The organism is Anaerobacillus sp. CMMVII, from assembly GCF_025377685.1.
Taxonomy (GTDB): domain Bacteria; phylum Bacillota; class Bacilli; order Bacillales; family Anaerobacillaceae; genus Anaerobacillus.
In genome coordinates, this window is record NZ_JACEHK010000017.1 from 328,165 (window position 1) to 344,834 (window position 16,670).

The following is a 16,670-nucleotide window of genomic DNA, read 5'->3' on the forward strand; positions in this document are numbered from 1 at the left end:
CCCTTTCATTCCTTCGTCATGCCTATCCAAGGGGTGGAGGCTGTTTTGCTAACGAAACGGGTCGGTGCCCTTTTGTGTAAGTGATCCAGTACTCCGTGCTTTTTTGTAAATCCTACGAATAAGACAACACTCGAAAAGTATAATCTAGCTTTTAACTAACTAGGCTGCAATTGGTGAACATGTTTGAATTTTTTTAGGACAATAAGATTCATTTCTTCTAGCCATTCCTACTAAAAGTCTTGCAAGTTTGCCAATCAATTTCATAATGGATTTCATTTTTTTGATTTTTTAACATGTACATTGTGGGCGTGATAAGCTTTGAATTCAGGATTATTTACAATAAGTGATATAGTCGCTAAGTAAAGGAATCGGCGTAACCTAGACCTTCCACGCTTGGACAGCACAATTTGACCCTTCCATTTGCCTGAACTCGCCTCTGCTAGATGTAAACCAGCATGTCGTAGGAGAGAATTACCGTGTGCGAAACTACTTAAATCTCCAGCTTCTCCAAGGATTCCAGCCAGAGAAATTTCACTGATACCTTTTATGGCAAGTAGTTTGTCTGTAAAAGTAATCTGTTTGAGTACGTTTGAGACTTCTTTTTCTACCCTTCCAAGTTGAGCTGTAGCTAAATCAAATTCTTCAAGTAATTGTTCTAGATGAAGTTTATAAGCTGCGGTAGCTTGTGTACTTCCAACAGAGTGTTTAGCTAATTCAATCAGTAAGCGTGCTTTATGTAAACCAGAGTGTCGTTGCATCACAGTTCTCCATCCATCAATAATTTCTTGAGGTTCTAAAGATTGAAGATCGCTTGGTGTAGGAAATAAACGTAGAGTCGCAATAGCTCCTTTGCCTTTGACATCTTTAAATACTTGTCGAAGTTCTGGAAATACAATATCGACCCAACGGTTAATCTGATTGATTGAACTGACTAATCTTTTAACGATCACGTCACGGTTTGACATAAGTACTCGCAACTGTTCGAAGGCTTCTGAAGTCGGGCGAATAAACGCATAGTACCCATTCTTGACCATATCAGCAATAAGTAGAGCGTCTTTAATATCACTCTTAGATTGTGTATTATCTCGGTTTTCTTTATTCTTTTTTACAAGGTGAGGATTGACAGTTACAACATCAACGTTATGATTGTAGAGCCATTTGGAGAGATTTAGCCAGTAATGTCCGGTAGGTTCCATTCCAACGATAGCTGTTTTAAAGTTCGCCTTAGAGATTAAATGATTTATCCATTCTAATAATCTAGCAAAGCCATCTTCATTATTTTCAAATGTAAGAGGCTCACCAACGATAATCCCACGAAAATTAACAGCACGAGCTACATGAAATTGTTGGGCTATATCTACTCCTACGACAAGGTGTTCATGTGTAATTCTTTCAATCAATTGATTTTGTTTGTCTTGCATTTTATACTTCATAGTAGAGCTTCCTCCTTAGATTTTTGAGTTTTAGAGTGGTGTCTATTCTCATATCTTACTGAGGGGCTCTATTTTTTCAAAACTGATAATTAACGCTCTACAGGAATGCTAACGAGCAGTATAGTTAAACAAAGGAGGGATTTTTTTGAATTATGGTAAATGGTCTGCAACATTAAGTATAATTTGTGCTGTTTCACTTTTCGTTTCTTATGCAATTGCTCCAGTACAACCTGAAGGTATGATTGTCATATTATTGCAAGTACTATTCTATGGGGCTATTATAATGGGTTTCATAAGTATTATTTTGAGTATTTGTGCATTTAAAAACAAAGAAATAGGATTCCCCTAAATTCTTGTCATTAATAATTATCTTATTGATTATAGTTATCTATATCGTATTATTCTTAATAATGGGTGTAGGTTTCTTATTAGGACCGTAAAAATGTTGTTTAAGTAACGATGAGCGTTTATTCAAGAAGGAATAAACGCTCTTTTTGTGGAATTTATTTACAAACGAGATTTGTTTAATATGGGGTATGTGTTTTAATAGTCCACTATCCAAATAAAGTAAGTTAATGGTATAGTTAGAATAATTTTGTGGTCGAATTAAAGGAGAGAAAAGTGACGTATGAAAAAAATTAATTTTATATCCCAAGTTTTAGCCGTAATGTTTTTCACTTTAATGGTTGTTATAGACTTTTTCCCTGATATAGGAATAAGTATGTCGATAGGGGTGATAGGACTTGTTATTTTTATTCTATTATCAGCTCTTTCTCGTCAAAAAGGAGTACCAGTATTCACTTCAAGCAGACAAGAATTTATCTTTAAAGTTTTGCGGGGATATACTTTTTTTCGTTACTTATAATTTTAAGTCTACTTGGCGGTGCTTCTCAAGTTGGTATCGGATTAAATAATCCAATAATATGGGGGGTATTTTTGATAGGAGTCCTTGTATCCTATACTAAGTATAAGAAGGATTTAAGAAATACAAGCAACAATGGAAGTGGAACTTTTCAATAATTATTAAATTATTCTTAAACAAACGGAGGCGTTACTGGAACAGCAACAGTAACGCTTTCTTTGTAACTATAGAGCAGGTTTATTCAATACGGTTTCATAAAAAGTATTATTTTAATGAGGTTTAATATGAAAAAATTATTAGTATTAGTAGTTGTTACTTTTTCATTAGTGATTATCTTATCTTCTTGTAATACAGAAGAAAACTATATTTATTGGACAGATAAAACAGAAAATCAAATTCAGCGTTTAGACCATTCAAATATAAAGTATGAAATAAGAGAAGGTGAAATTTGGGTTAGAGAAAAAGATATGGATAAAGTATTAGCTTGTTGTACTTAAAGTAAAGGGTGCTTTAGTGAAAAATTTTACAGTGATGGACCTGGTGCTTATTAAACCAGGTCTATTTATTTTATTAAGAAAATTATCTTTTTGTAATTGGTAGATAGTGTTAAAATTTACTTATTCAAGTAAAGAAACAGAAAACTTTAAGAAGAATAATTTTATTTTAAAACTGATTGAAAGTATCAATAGATAGGGAGATATTAATGAAACTGCCAAAATGTAATGTATGCAATCACCAATTTAACTGGAAAGAAATCATTAAATCAGAATGGCACTATTCGTCTAAAGAGTTGAAATGTAGCAAGTGTAACACAAAGTATCCTGTAAGGAATTCTTTTTTACTCTTCTTAATTATTTTTATTGGAGCGTATATATTTTCAAAGTTGCTGTTTAATAATTATTTTAGCTCTTTTAGCTCAGACTCAGAAATAAATTTACTAATTGAACTCACAATATTTATATTGTCTGCAATTCTTATTTCGCTAATAACCCCGTATTTCGTGAAGTTAGGTACTCCTATAAAAGAATAAATGGAATTTCTTCAACTAATGATAAGCTTAATTCAAGAAAGAATTAACTCTTCTTTTGGGGAATTTATTAACAAACGAAGCAGTAATGTTTAATAAGGGTAATCGTAAATTCATGTTAAAGTAAGTAGTTGTAAGGGGGAGAGTTTTGAAAAAGAAATTAGCAATTATACTAAGTTTAGTTTTTATTTTAATGGGGTGTTCTTCTGAGGAAGAAAGAGTTATTAATAAATTGAAATCTGAAGTTGAAGGTAAATACAGTATTGTGGTTTTTGATGATGAAATGCCTTCTGGAGAATACCAACGTAGTATCAATAATGATTTAATTGATGCTAATAAATTTTGGGAACAAATTCATTCCTTAACGTATATAATTTTGGACGAAAATTCTTCACATGATTATGATTATAAACAAGCATTATCCTTAAATGAGTTCCCTCAAATTGTGGTTTTTGATAATAAAGGTATAGTCCTTCAAACAGGTAAAGTTGAGGAATTGGAAGAGTTTTTTCTTAATTAAAATAAAGTCTTTATTTAGGTAACGGAGGCTTTAGTGGAACAAGCGATTACAACGCTTGTGTCCCTAAAGGGGAGATTAACGAAAGAAGAAGTTGTCTTGAGATATCTACTATTGCTGATTGGAAGTGACCTTATTGAAAACTATAAAACGTTTATCAATTCTAGGACTATTTTACGTCATGCTATTTGCTTTAGGATTTAGTCTTTTGGAAAATTTAGAAAGTAAAAAAGTTTATCCATTTGAACACGTACAAGTAGGATTTTATAGTAGCGTAAAAATGGGTTTTATTTTTTTCCTTATCATCTATTTACCTATAACAATGGTGACAGACCTGCTATCAACAGATAAGAAAGATAAGATATTTGGGGAATTTTAAAGACACCATTTTTTAGTATCTTGGGTGTTGTTATTGGACATCTAATCTTTTATATGACATATCCAGAATGGGTTGAACTAAGCGGTTTTATATTAAATAAAGAGACCGCACTAATTATTTTGGATTAGTAGGCTTTATATACTCCCTAATTACCATTATTTATAAAAAATAGTTTTTGAGAAGTTTTAGCCGAACAATCTGGTGCTCCTGTTGTTGTACTAACGAAGCATTAGTTCAATAGTTGTCTTTGCTGTTACGATGCTAACGGAGCAGGACTGATAAAAAGTTAAAAGGAGATTTAGAATGGGGAAAAAGGTATTATTTTTATTTACTATTAGTTATTGTTTTTGGTATTTATCTTTTAAATGTAGCAACAAAAGACAATATAGTGGAAATTCAAAAGGCTGTTATTGCATTAGAGCATCCAGAATTAAAGGTAGCTCATATTGAATTACTCGAAAAAAATAAAGCCGTCGCAGTTTTACGATTGGGGTCAGGAGAAAATTCATCATTTGGGAATGTAATCTTGGAGAAAAACTTCTTAGGGTGGGAAATTGTTCGTGGAGGAAGTCTATATCTGTTAGAGGACTCTCAGTTGAATTGGGGGCATTTTGAATTAAGAGATAATCTATCAAGTTATTCAGATTTACTTAGAGGGAAAATAACAGACCCTGAAATTGAGTTAGTACAAGTTATCACGAAGTACGGAAAAGAATATCAAGCCAGAGTGATAAAATATAATAACGATGATAGGTTTTGGTTTTTGATTGCGAATGGAGAACTCCTGGATGCTACCGTCAAAGGAATTTCTTTTGAAGGAGATGTAATTGAGGAAATTCAAACAAGTTATTAATCTTCAGCGAAAGCGTTAATCCAAGAAGGAATTAACGCTTCTTTTGTGGAATTTATTTACAAACTAAGCAGTTTAGTTAAGGTAGGATAGATAGAGATGGGGTGTCTTGATTTGGATTCTTTTTTATTATTAATTTTTGCTCCTTTGTTGTTTGGTATATTTATCCTTATTGTTCAAAGCTTAATTGACCGTTCATTAAAGCAATTTAAAAATATGGAATATGATTTTAAAATTAAAGAGCTTGAAAGCAGGTTAGAAAAGTTAGAGAAGTTAAATAAAGAATAATATTCAAGTAACGAATGCGAATGTGGAACAAGGTGAGGCGCTTTTCTAAGCAGGATTAGTATCTCTCCTTGTTGAAGTAAAGGAGCAGAATACTTGAACAACAATACTTTTTTGATTTGTTTTTTTAACATGAAAACAAAAGTTTTCGTAATTATTGAAACCAATGTTTTTATAACTTGCTACTATTGATCTGGAGGTAGGTACTTTGAAAAAATTTGGATTTTAATAGCATCATTTGTTACTTTTTTACTAATTGGAGGATTTATTATTTTCATTTTATTTTAGTAATCCTATTTCTCTTAACGGAGTTTCTACAACTTATAAAGAACAGGGGCGAAAAGAAATTGTTTTTAATATAGATAATATGGGCATTAAGGAATTGACTCTAAAAGAAGTAACTATTAATGATAACAAAACTCCAAAGGAATTAGCACTTGGTGTAAGTATGATACTCTTCAAATTGTACAAAGTGGAACTGATAGCCCAAATATTAAATTTATGGACTTAAACAAAGAGAACATTTACCCTACTAAGATTCCTTCTGAAAATGTTATTGAAATAATAAACAGAAATGAAATGACACCCATTAGCTATGGAATAAGAGTTGAATTTTATGAAGAAAACATTGAAACCTTAAATGTTAAATATAAATATTTTGGATTTCCCGTCACAAAAAAATAAAAGTGAAAAATTACTTTCCGATTAAGTGCAGAAACTTGTAATCTTGATTTGTTTAATACTTCTTGCACTAACGGAGGCAATAGTTGAACAACTTGGAATAATATTAGCCTGAATATACAATAATTTTAATTCATCTAGATGTATATTCAGGCGATTTTTTTTATACATAGAACATACTGTGGTTTCATCCACAAATTAATTGTTAAATACACTGTTGCGATTGCTGAATGGTAATCGCATTTTCTAATTTTAAAAAATTAAGTTTGTTGAATTTTCAAAGTTTGCAAAACAATAACTAAATGTAAATTCTAATATTTAGTAAGTAGTAAACATCCTATGACCAATAATTTTTTAAAAATTAGTTAAACTTTATTGTTTTAGTTGTAACCTTTTGATACTTATCCGACTAATATCTAACAAATTTTAAAGGAGGTTGAGATATTGAACATAGAAGAAGAAATTCGGACTATATACCGAGAATATTTTAAGGATGTGTATCATTTTATTGTCTCTTTTACTAGCAGTCATGATGAAGCTGAAGATCTAACACAAGAGGTTTTCGTTAGATTATTTAAATCACTTCCAAGATTTAATGGAAGATCTGATTTAAAAACTTGGATTTTCTCCATTGCAAAAAATGTTGCTATTGACCATTATCGTAGTCTAAAAAGACAAATAATTTTTAATGATTTATTGTTAAAACTTACTCCATCAAAAGAAAAAACAACTGAAGAAATTGTAGAAGCGAAAGAGGATTTAAGAAATGTTGATGCTGCATTAAAAAACCTTAAATATGATTACAGAATGGTGATTGTTTTAAGAGGAATTAATGAATTCACAATTAAAGAGACAGCTACTATCTTGGGCTGGAGCGAATCAAAAGTGAAAGTAAATTATCACCGCGGTTTAAAACTGTTGAAAGAAAGCCTAGTGTCTGAAAATATCCTATTTGAAGAGAGGTGGCTGGAGAATGAATAATGAAGAAATGATAAAAAAATTAAAGAAAACGAAAAGTCTAAATTCTCCCCGCAAGGAATTTGAAAGTGAGCTTGAGGAAATGCTTGTCGAAAAGTTTTCTAAAAAGTCAAAAAACAAGTTATATCTTTCTTATTTTAGTTCGGTTGTTGCAAGCCTTCTAATCCTGTTACTAATTGTAAGTAATCAACCGAATCTTTTGAACAATGCTGTATACAATAAAGATTTTGAACCTGTTGTTTTCATTTACCATACCCATAATTACGAAGCATTTTTAGGAGAAAAAGCAGATCCTTCAATGGCCTGGGACGAAAATGAGAACATTACGTCACTTGGCAAATTTTTAAGTAGTGAGCTTGAAAAAAGAGGCGTTTCCGCCTTACATGATGCCACAAATTATCATCTAGAATTAGAAAACAAAGGAATGGAATATGCTCAATCTTATAATCTATCTCGAGAAATAGTAATGGAAGCATTAAATACACATAAAAGTTTAGAAATGACTTTCGATATTCATCGCGATGTCCAACCAAGAAGCATCACTACAACGACTATTAATGGCGAAGAGGTTGCAAGAATTAATATTGTTATTGGTGACGGTCACGAAAACTATTTAGAGAACTTAGAGTTTGCTAAAGAGCTTTATTATAAAATAGAAAATTTTTATCCTAACTTAGCAAGAGGAGTTATTGCTTCTTCTCACCGAAATTATAATCAGGACCTGCTAAATAAAGCCTTTTTAATTGAAATAGGTGGACACGAAAATACAATTGAAGAAGCAAAGAGAAGTGCATCTTATTTAGCAGAGGTATTAGCTGATATATTGAATTAAGGCTAGAATTTGGTGTTTATTCAGTGAAGATTTAACTTAACATATCACTTTTCTTTAATAGAAAATGCCGGTGTACAATTTTCAAAGTTTACTTATAGGGGAATTTTCACTAAACGGGTGCTTCAGTGAAAAATTTGGCAGTGGAGGACCTGGATACTTATTAAGCCAGGTCCTTTTATTTTTCTTTTAAAATTGTCTTTTTGTAATTGGTAGATAGTGTTAAAATTTACTTATTCAAGTAAAGAAGCAGGTGTATTAAATAATAAATGTAAGAAAATAGACACAATTTGGTAATTGATTGAATTCATTGAGGTTTATAATTTGTTTAATATTTCCTTTTTGGGAGGGCAACAAAATGAATGAAATCGAGTATTGGTATGATACTGAATACGACGAATGGGAAAGGTTAGAGCGTCATAAAATTGAGTTTGATATTACCAAACGGTTCCTTGATGATTTTATTAAAGAGGAGAATTTAGAAATCTTCGATATTGGTGGGGGTCCAGGCAGATATGCCATGTATTTATCAGAAAGAGGACATAAAGTAACTCTTTTGGACCTATCGAAAAAAAATATTGAAGTAGCAAAAAGAAAATCCTTTGAAAAAGGTATTACTTTACAGGGATACATTCACGGCAATGCATTGGAATTGGGGGAATTTGAGCGTCAATATGATGTTATCCTTCTAATGGGACCGTTATACCACTTGATAAAAGAATCCGATAGGAGAAAGGCAGTCGAAGGTGCGATAAAATTATTAAAGCCAAATGGAATTATAATTGTTACTTTTATCTCCAGTTATGCTCCAATACAAGATAATTTATTGCACTTATATCCAATTGAATTTGTTGAAGAATTACTTGGTTATTTAGAAAATGGAGAAAATAAAGAAGGCAAAGGTTTTACAACTGCATATTTTATTAATCCTAATGAAGCAAAAGAATTTATGAATAGCCACGGATTACAGGAGGTAACATTTGCAGGGATTGAAAATATTTTAGGTTGTAAGGAAAAAGAGATAAATTCATTAGATGAAAGTGAGTACAGGAAGTGGATAGAAATCGGGTATCGTCTAAGTTCTGATGAAAGTTTAATTGGTACAAGTCAACATTTGTTGTATATTGGTCGTAAAGCGTGAACTTATAGGGGGCATTAATCCAAGCAGGATTGATGCCTTTTTTGTAGAAGTAAGCCCTTATTTAAGGGGCAGTATTCCTATGATACTGTGATAATACAAAAATCCCAAATAAGGATATTATGTGAAACATTGTACTTAAACAAACGATAGCGATTGTTCGAAATGAGCAGTCGTTTATACCTTAATCTGGACCAAATAGAATGAAAAGGTGTTTCTAAATCGGTGCCTTCGATTTTATTTGATTATGAGTGGAGAGTGTTGAAAATGAAATTTAAAGTTTATGATAATGCTAATGATTTTGAGAGAAAGATAGAGTCGTTTTTATTGGAGAAGGAAGATATATTCAGTCTTTTTTACGGTGTACTGCAAGCGATTAAAGCTGGTAATTATGAAAATCCATTTATGGCAACAATTGAGGAAGAGGGAAATGTATTAGCCTTTTTCCAAATGACACCCCCGCATCCGTTAAATCTTATTTTTGTCGATGAAAACCGTTTAGATGAAATAATAGATTTCTTCATAAGAAATATGGTCGAAATTGAAATTGACTTTCGTTCGATAATCAGTTTGAAAGAGTGGGCATACAAAGTCGCGAAGAAGTGGGAAATTAAAACTGGTAAGGCTCATCAACTGCTTATGGATCAGGGATTGTATCGTTTAAATAAGGTCAATGAAACGCTTGAACATAGTCCCGGTTCTTGGCGTTATGCGGAAGAAAATGATTCTCCACTTATAGAGAAGTGGTTCAACTCATTCGAAAATGATGCCGGACTGCCGATTTCTCCAATCGAACAAGTGAAAAAACGTGTTGCAATGTTTCTTAAGGAACAAGAGGTTTTTATTTGGGAGGATAAAGGAAAGATCGTATCTATGATGAAGAAGTCACGTCCTACAAAGAACGGTGTAACCGTTAGTTTGGTTTATACGCCAAAGGAAGAACGCAAAAAAGGATATGCTCGGACGCTTGTTAAGGCGGTTTCAAGAGAACTACTTAAAGACTTCAACTTTTGCGTCCTGTACACAGATATGATGAATCCGACATCAAATAAGATCTATAGAGAAATTGGCTATGAAAGGATTGCAGACTCTGTTCATCTTGGTTTTGATAAAGGCGAATAATTCTCAACCGAATAATTTAAATTATATCCTTATTCAATAACGAGAGCATTACTGGAACAAGCAGCAGTGACGCTTTCTTTGTAACTATTGAGCAGTTTAGCACAACAACTTGTAAATTTTTAAGTATTAGTCTTTATGATATGGAGAGTGAGACACATGAGGTTAATTTTATTATTTGTTACTGTTTTAGTTATTCTATCTGGTTGTAACACAGGTTATCCAAGTCTTGAAGAAGCTGTTCAAAGTCATTGGAAAACACCTATAAAGGTTATTAACCAAGATGAAAATAATCAATTAGTTTATTACTTAGACCAAACACAGCATATTATAGGAGTTTATGAATTTGAGAATGGAAAATACAAATATAACAATGAACAAGTGTTGGTATGACTTTTGAATCGGAAAGTGGTTTACCTTTTTAGTTTCAGCTAACCATTTTGAAGGTATAGGAAATATTATTCATGGTGCTATTACAACAGATGAACATGAGATAGAAAAATTTGAGATTCATTATAAAAATGGAGAAATACAAGAAATTAGTGCAAAGAATAATACCTTTATAACGGAATTTCCATCTTTTTTAACAATAGATGTAGAAATGTTTTTTCTGAATTGAAAACGCTGTGGGATACGACCAAAATGGAGAGATTGTTGAAAAGTGGAATAGGAATGCAGAATTAAAATAATAAAAGGGGGATTTTTCACAACGGGTGCGTTAGTTAATTCACTTGGAAAGGGGTGGATAATGATAATGCAATTTCTTTACCAATTGATTAATTTTCTTAGGTTATTAGTATTTGGTTTAATCCAGTCTAAGAAATCTTCCTTTTTAGCAGGGTTTTATAGCTTTCTAATCTTATTATTTCTTCAACTATATTCATTTATTTTTCCACATACTATCAAGCCATTAATTGATAATATGAGTGAACCACCATTCGGTAAAAGTATAAGTGAATTTGTAGCAATCTTAAATCTTATTCCGAAAACAGTGAACTTAATAGCATTTTCAATTTTAATAATTGGTTTATACAAAAGGTTTAAAAAGTAACGAATTTATACTAAACCAGCTAATAGAAGCTCGGTTCTTATTGCATTAACTTGGAAGCTAATGTGGAACAAGGAGAGGTACTTTTCTAAGCAGGATTAGTATCTCTCCTTGTTGAAGTAAAGGAGCAGATTAATTGAATTAGAAGATTTTATTTAAGGAGTGATTTTAGATGAAGAAAATTTTAATAATCCTCTTAGTAATTTTCGTTGTAATATCATTCTTCACACTATTTAATTGGTTTTTTATGACACAGGGATAGCAAATTAAGATAGGGAAGCTTTCTAATTTCTTATTCAAACGGAATACAATAGCGTAATGGAGGGATTCATTTATGGTCGGGTTTTCAATATTGTGTTTACTAATAAGTCCTATTATTTTTTTAAATCTAAATAAGAAAAAGTTAGCATGTGTAAATCTAATAGTTACTTTGAGTTCATTGGTTATCGGTTTAGTTTAATTTCTGGATGGATTTCAGAACAATTTTGGATTACTATGTGGAACGCTACGCTTCTAGGTTCCATTATATTTTTAGTTTTTGGATTTTCTGTTGTATTTATAAAAGTTAAAGAGACGAATCGCTACCTTTTACCGCTTTTAGTTTTGGCGATTATTGGCTCAAGTTTGTTGATTGGAAATTATATCGGTAGCAGTACACAATTGAATGTATTTGTACTTTATTCATTTGCTTACTTACACCTCTATTTGTAGGTTTAATTGCAGTAGTTGGTGCAACACAATATTTCAAAAACCAAGCAGTGTCAGCTGATAAAAAGTGCAGTCTGTGAATTGTTCTACTTACGTTAACGGAGGCATTAGTTGAACAGGGTTATCGCTTGTGGTGCTAACGATCAGGTGAAGTTAAACAAACACTGCTTGATTTAGTAAATAAAATGCAATAAAGGTTATTTATTTAAGTAACGAATACGAGTGCGCCCGAGCCTAGGTCGTATCAAATAAGGGGGAGAAGGATTGCCGAAGGAAAATATTATATTTTTTACCAAAGAGGAAATGGAACAATTTAAATTGAGTTTAAAAAACCCTTTTAAACTTGGAATATTTATTTTATTAATTATTGGTGCACCTCTTCTTCTTATTGGAATAATTATGTCTATTCAAACTTTACTGGTTGTAGGGTTGATAATTAACCTAATAGGTTATGTGTTATTACCTTCATTAGAAGATTGGAAAGATAAAAGAATCGGTAACCAAAGAATGTTTTTTATTCTGCTAATTTGGTTAACTGGTGTATTTTTCATTTTGATCATTCAATATATGTAAATGAATTTGTAATTTCACTTGAAGTAAAAGGTCAAATTCTTTACTCAACTGACGAGAGCTTTAGTAAAAGAGTTTACCAGTTAAAACGAATGAAAAAAGAGGAGTTCTAAAATGAAGAAAAAGATTAACATTTGGTCATTTATCTCTTCAATAATATGTATTTTGCTATTTTTAATCGTTTCTTTTTCAGGTCAAATTGATTATTCCTTAATGGGTACGCACCCTTTAAATCTGGTCTTATATATTACATTGATTACGTTTATTTTAGGGGGATTTGGTTTTTCGGGTATTGAAGATTGGAAAGGAATTGCGAGAAGCATAACTACTATAATTCTCACATTGGGGTTATCGACAGTTTTAACTTGCGTTATATTTTTTGGGAACTTCTTAAGCTAAAGAAGGCGTTAGCTAACGGTTCCTCTTCTTATCGAAGTATTGAAGCAGGTTAATGAAAAATATCATCCTTAAAAAAATACAAAAAGTGAAACCTTCTTTACAAAAAAACGTAAAACAAATAAATAAAAATATATATAAGGATGTTATATATGAGAATATCTACCTTACTATATCTTGTTGTCTCGTTATCTTCTTTTATCTTTTACTTTTATTATATTGACCCCATATTAGCTGAAAAGTGGCAAAAATATTTAATTTTTGTGGTTCTGCTATCTTTACTTAGTCTTTCGAAAAGTAAGGTAGAATTACATTTTGAATTTCTAAATAGACGAATAAATAAACAACTTAGTGTTTGGATAGTAATTGGATTATTTTCTGTCGTTATAATATTTGGGATGTTCAATTAACGGAGGCGTTTATTCAAGAAGGAATAAACGTTCTTTTTGTGGAATTTATTTACAAACGAGCAGTTTAGCAAAATATGAAAGGAGATATAAATGAAATATTCCCTATACGGTTACGCAGGTTTAGTCCTAATTTTTATTGTCTTAACTATTTTAAATTATGATGGATTTACTATTATAGTAAGTTTTGTTGAATGGGCAACTCGATTTATATTACCTTGGATTGCGTTATATTGGTTTGTACAATTTGTAAAAAGAAAAAAGGAATAGAAATCCCTTCTTCAAGTAACGGGTGCTGTCCTTCAAAAAGTAGAGGACTCTTTATTTATTAAAGTAACGAAGCAGGTTAGTGGAACAGTTCCTATCTGTTATAATCGTACATATTTTTTAAATTTAGAGAGGGTGAGAACAATGAAGTCAAGTATAATCTTTATAATTATGTCATTTGTTTTTTTACTTGTAGGTTGTAATGAAAGTAGTCAAGAAACAGCTAATTCACCAGAAGATGCTTTAAGGATGATAGAGGTTGAAAACGGAGAAAGAGAAATAAATGTATTTGGTACTCATAAAGTAAATGAAGATTTAGTCTTAATAGTTTTTAGAGGGGTAATGAATGATGAGGATATTTGGCTTGCTGATGTTCATAAAGAAGACGGTCAATGGATAGCTAAAGAAATTGTCCAAATGAACGGACCCTTTGAAGGAAATGGTGAAATTCAAACACTCATTATTAACGACGACTTTGGATATGAAGTTGGTTATATTGAAAGTAACGTTCCAATTACTGAGAATTTAAATGTTGTTGAAATCGATGGTATTGAAGATTGGAAAATTTGGATTAAACAATCTAAATGAAACTGAAAACAGAGTGTTGTGAATTAGTGTACTTAAACAAACGGAGGCTTATGTTGAAGAAGTGGATTTTAGAAAATGGAACGTATTGTTTTAGGGGGGAAATATGAAAAAAGTTATTGTGATTACAATATTACTTATTGGTATTAGTGTTTTATTAATAAACAATCGCATGATTGATGAAAACCAAGCGATAAAAATAGCAACAGAAGGATTAAATCAAGATTTTGTAGTAGTCAATAAAAGTTTAATCAAAGAAACCGAAAAATTAAATAGTTTAATTACAAAATATTATGATATAGAAAATCCAGAGCAATATAAAGCGATTTGGTTTGTTTCTTATGAAATAAATGATGGTAAAAAATTATCGTCAATATATATTGATGCACATAGTGGAAAAGTTTTAAGTAGTTGGTTAATTAATGACGAGAACGGGGACGTATTAGATAAAAGTTTTCTTGGTAAATAGAAATCAATTTTTTTACTAACGAATGCGTTTATTCAAGAAGGAATAAACGCCTTTTTGGTGGAACTTATTTACAAACGTGGCAGGATAGTGCAAAAATAGTTGTTTAATTATTGTGTAGTGTGAGGTGATTTAATGCGAAGAGTTGAGGTTTTACCATATAGTGTGGAATGGTTAGAAATGTTCCAGGAGGAAAGTGAGAAACTTAGAGATTTGTTTGAGAATGAAATTTTAAATGTCTATCATATTGGAAGTACAGCAATTCCAAATATTAAAGCTAAGCCAGTAATTGATATTATGGTTGAGGTTACTAACATTGGTGAAGTTGATAAGTTCAATAACAAAATGGAACAATTAGGCTATGAAGTGATGGGTGAATACGGAATTTCTAAAAGACGTTTTTTTATAAAGGGTGGAGATAATAGAACTCACCATGTTCATATCTATGAAGAAGGAAATGAAGAAATTGTTCGTCACTTAGCTTTTAGGGATTATATGATTGCACATCCAGAGGAAGCTATGAAGTACAGTGAATTGAAACTAACATTGGCAGAGAAATTCCCTACAAATATTGCTAAGTATATAGAAGGCAAGAACAATTATATCAAAGCAATTGATGATAAAACAGAGACGTGGAGAAAAAATATTTAATTAAACTAACGGAGGCTTATGTTGAAGAAGCGGATTTTAGAAAATGGTAACGTATTGTTTTAGGGGGAATATGAAAAAAGTTATTGTGATTTCAATATTACTTATTGGTATTAGTTTTTTATTAATAAACAATCACATCATTGATGAAAACCAAGCGATAAAAATAGCAACAGAAGGATTAAATCAAGATTTTGTAATAGTCAATAAAAGTTTAATCAAAGAAACCGAGAAATTAAATAGTTTAATTAAAAAGTATTATCATATAGAAAATCCAGAACAATATAAAGCAATTTGGTTTGTTTCTTACGAAATAAATGACGGTAAAGAACTATCGTCAATTTATATTGATGCACATAGTGGAGAAATTTTAAGTAGTTGGTTAATTAATGACGAGAACGGTGACGTAATAGATAAAAATTTTCTTGGTAAATAAAAATCGTTTTTACTAACGGATGCGAATGTGGAACAAGGAGAGGTACTTTTCTAAGCAGGATAAGTATCTCTCCTTGTTGAAGTAAAGAAGCAGTTAGGGAAATAAAAAGCAAATATACCTGTTGAATTCAAATACAACTAAAGCCTTTACTTTAATACTAAGTAGAGCATTTTTTCAATGACCAAGAAGACTTGACATATAAGGAGGAAAGAATATGGAGAAAGAAAACATTATTTTTTTTACCAAAAGGATAAAGAACTATTAAAAAAAAATATAAAAATCCTTTAAATTAGCTAAATATATTTTGTTAATTATTGGTGTTCCTCTTTTTCTTACTTCAGCAATTATGTCAAACTCAACAATATTGAGTGTAGCTTGTATAGTTTATATTAGTTATGGGGTATTACCTTCAGTAGAGGATTGGAAAGATAGAAAAATTAGTAACAAAAGAATGTTTTTTATTCTTGTAATATGGATGACAGGTTCAATTATTGCATTCATACTTCCACTAATATGGATGTGAATTGGTGATTACCCACATTAAAATCTTAATATTGCGAAAGGTTACACTTAAACAAACGGAAGCGATAGTTTAAGTTAAAAACATACATTACAAATTAAAAAGGGGGCTAGGGCAGTGTGGGAGTTTCTTGTAGCAAGAATAACGGTACTAATTACATTGGGTATTGGTACACTACTGGTTGTATTATTCCCTTTGATAAATAAAGAGAATAGATATTTTGCATGGTTTAGTTTAACAATCGGTGTTTTTATTATCACAATTCTTTTATATTGGGTTTTAGGTGACGAAGGTTATAGAGGACAGTTTTTGGGTTTAGAAAATATAAACTCTTATTAAACAAACGGAGTGCTAGTGTTCAAGATCAGATTAAACAGATAACGCTTCTTTCTGAAGTAAAGGGTACATATTAAGTGAGTGGAAATGTTCTTATCATTAATTAAATTATGAAGACGAGACTGAAAAGTGAGAAATAAACATTCCCGAGACTAACCGTGTCGGCTTGCCTTCGCTAAGAAAGG

At 31.2% G+C, this 16,670-nt stretch carries 21 protein-coding genes and 1 pseudogene; 21 read left to right on the top strand and 1 reads right to left on the bottom strand.

Going from position 1 to position 16,670, the window contains the following annotated elements:
- Positions 1-159: 159 nt before the first annotated feature.
- Positions 160-1,433 (bottom strand): annotated as a pseudogene (locus H1D32_RS23020) (IS110 family RNA-guided transposase).
- 145 nt (positions 1,434-1,578) lie between these two features.
- On the opposite strand from H1D32_RS23020, the gene H1D32_RS23025 reads away from it, so the two are divergent.
- From H1D32_RS23025 to H1D32_RS23120, 21 genes are all read left to right on the top strand, one after another.
- Positions 1,579-1,782: a hypothetical protein gene (locus tag H1D32_RS23025; protein WP_261180526.1), complete on the top strand. Its 204-nt coding sequence runs from the start codon at positions 1,579-1,581 to the stop codon at positions 1,780-1,782.
- Between the two features lie 279 nt (positions 1,783-2,061).
- Entirely contained in the window at positions 2,062-2,298 is a 237-nt protein-coding gene (locus tag H1D32_RS23030) for a hypothetical protein (RefSeq protein ID WP_261180527.1), read from the top strand.
- Between the two features lie 281 nt (positions 2,299-2,579).
- A complete protein-coding gene (locus H1D32_RS23035; RefSeq protein ID WP_261180528.1) occupies positions 2,580-2,792 on the top strand; it encodes a hypothetical protein in 213 nt (70 codons plus the stop codon).
- 206 nt (positions 2,793-2,998) lie between these two features.
- A complete protein-coding gene (locus tag H1D32_RS25590; protein ID WP_396126297.1) occupies positions 2,999-3,325 on the top strand; it encodes a TIGR04104 family putative zinc finger protein in 327 nt (108 codons plus the stop codon).
- Positions 3,326-3,470: 145 nt separating this feature from the next.
- On the top strand, positions 3,471-3,842 hold the full coding sequence (locus H1D32_RS23040) for a hypothetical protein (protein WP_261180529.1): 372 nt from the start codon (positions 3,471-3,473) through the stop codon (positions 3,840-3,842).
- A gap of 33 nt (positions 3,843-3,875) precedes the next feature.
- Positions 3,876-4,043 (top strand): hypothetical protein, encoded by a 168-nt coding sequence (locus H1D32_RS23045; protein ID WP_261180530.1) that lies wholly within the window; start codon positions 3,876-3,878, stop codon positions 4,041-4,043.
- Between the two features lie 563 nt (positions 4,044-4,606).
- The gene (locus tag H1D32_RS23050) at positions 4,607-5,071 is read left to right on the top strand and encodes a hypothetical protein (protein WP_261180531.1); all 465 of its coding nucleotides are present in this window, start codon (positions 4,607-4,609) and stop codon (positions 5,069-5,071) included.
- Between the two features lie 111 nt (positions 5,072-5,182).
- Positions 5,183-5,356, top strand: a complete 174-nt coding sequence (locus H1D32_RS23055; protein ID WP_261180533.1) for a hypothetical protein — start codon at positions 5,183-5,185, stop codon at positions 5,354-5,356.
- Between the two features lie 1,122 nt (positions 5,357-6,478).
- Entirely contained in the window at positions 6,479-7,015 is a 537-nt protein-coding gene (locus H1D32_RS23060) for an RNA polymerase sigma factor (protein WP_314733487.1), read from the top strand.
- Complete coding sequence (gene spoIIP, locus H1D32_RS23065) at positions 7,008-7,844, top strand: stage II sporulation protein P (protein WP_261180534.1); 837 nt, start codon at positions 7,008-7,010, stop codon at positions 7,842-7,844. Before H1D32_RS23060 ends, spoIIP begins: the two co-directional genes overlap by 8 nt.
- 355 nt (positions 7,845-8,199) lie before the next feature.
- Positions 8,200-8,982, top strand: a complete 783-nt coding sequence (locus H1D32_RS23070) for a class I SAM-dependent methyltransferase (protein ID WP_261180535.1) — start codon at positions 8,200-8,202, stop codon at positions 8,980-8,982.
- Positions 8,983-9,246: 264 nt separating this feature from the next.
- Positions 9,247-10,101, top strand: coding sequence for a GNAT family N-acetyltransferase (locus tag H1D32_RS23075; RefSeq protein WP_261180536.1), 855 nt, complete (start codon positions 9,247-9,249; stop codon positions 10,099-10,101).
- A 156-nt stretch (positions 10,102-10,257) separates the two neighbouring features.
- Positions 10,258-10,491 (top strand): hypothetical protein, encoded by a 234-nt coding sequence (locus H1D32_RS23080; RefSeq protein WP_261180537.1) that lies wholly within the window; start codon positions 10,258-10,260, stop codon positions 10,489-10,491.
- A gap of 355 nt (positions 10,492-10,846) precedes the next feature.
- Positions 10,847-11,149: a hypothetical protein gene (locus tag H1D32_RS23085; RefSeq protein WP_261180538.1), complete on the top strand. Its 303-nt coding sequence runs from the start codon at positions 10,847-10,849 to the stop codon at positions 11,147-11,149.
- Positions 11,150-12,118: 969 nt separating this feature from the next.
- The gene (locus H1D32_RS23090) at positions 12,119-12,427 is read left to right on the top strand and encodes a hypothetical protein (protein WP_261180539.1); all 309 of its coding nucleotides are present in this window, start codon (positions 12,119-12,121) and stop codon (positions 12,425-12,427) included.
- A 111-nt stretch (positions 12,428-12,538) separates the two neighbouring features.
- Positions 12,539-12,823 carry a hypothetical protein gene (locus H1D32_RS23095; protein WP_261180540.1) on the top strand — a complete coding sequence of 95 codons (285 nt, stop codon included), beginning with the start codon at positions 12,539-12,541 and terminating at the stop codon, positions 12,821-12,823.
- An 815-nt stretch (positions 12,824-13,638) separates the two neighbouring features.
- Positions 13,639-14,082: a hypothetical protein gene (locus H1D32_RS23100; protein WP_261180541.1), complete on the top strand. Its 444-nt coding sequence runs from the start codon at positions 13,639-13,641 to the stop codon at positions 14,080-14,082.
- A 103-nt stretch (positions 14,083-14,185) separates the two neighbouring features.
- The gene (locus tag H1D32_RS23105; protein WP_261180542.1) at positions 14,186-14,548 is read left to right on the top strand and encodes a PepSY domain-containing protein; all 363 of its coding nucleotides are present in this window, start codon (positions 14,186-14,188) and stop codon (positions 14,546-14,548) included.
- Between the two features lie 132 nt (positions 14,549-14,680).
- Positions 14,681-15,196 carry a GrpB family protein gene (locus H1D32_RS23110; protein WP_261180543.1) on the top strand — a complete coding sequence of 172 codons (516 nt, stop codon included), beginning with the start codon at positions 14,681-14,683 and terminating at the stop codon, positions 15,194-15,196.
- 70 nt (positions 15,197-15,266) lie between these two features.
- Positions 15,267-15,629, top strand: coding sequence for a PepSY domain-containing protein (locus tag H1D32_RS23115; protein WP_261180544.1), 363 nt, complete (start codon positions 15,267-15,269; stop codon positions 15,627-15,629).
- Positions 15,630-16,266: 637 nt separating this feature from the next.
- On the top strand, positions 16,267-16,488 hold the full coding sequence (locus H1D32_RS23120) for a hypothetical protein (RefSeq protein WP_261180545.1): 222 nt from the start codon (positions 16,267-16,269) through the stop codon (positions 16,486-16,488).
- Positions 16,489-16,670: the final 182 nt, after the last annotated feature.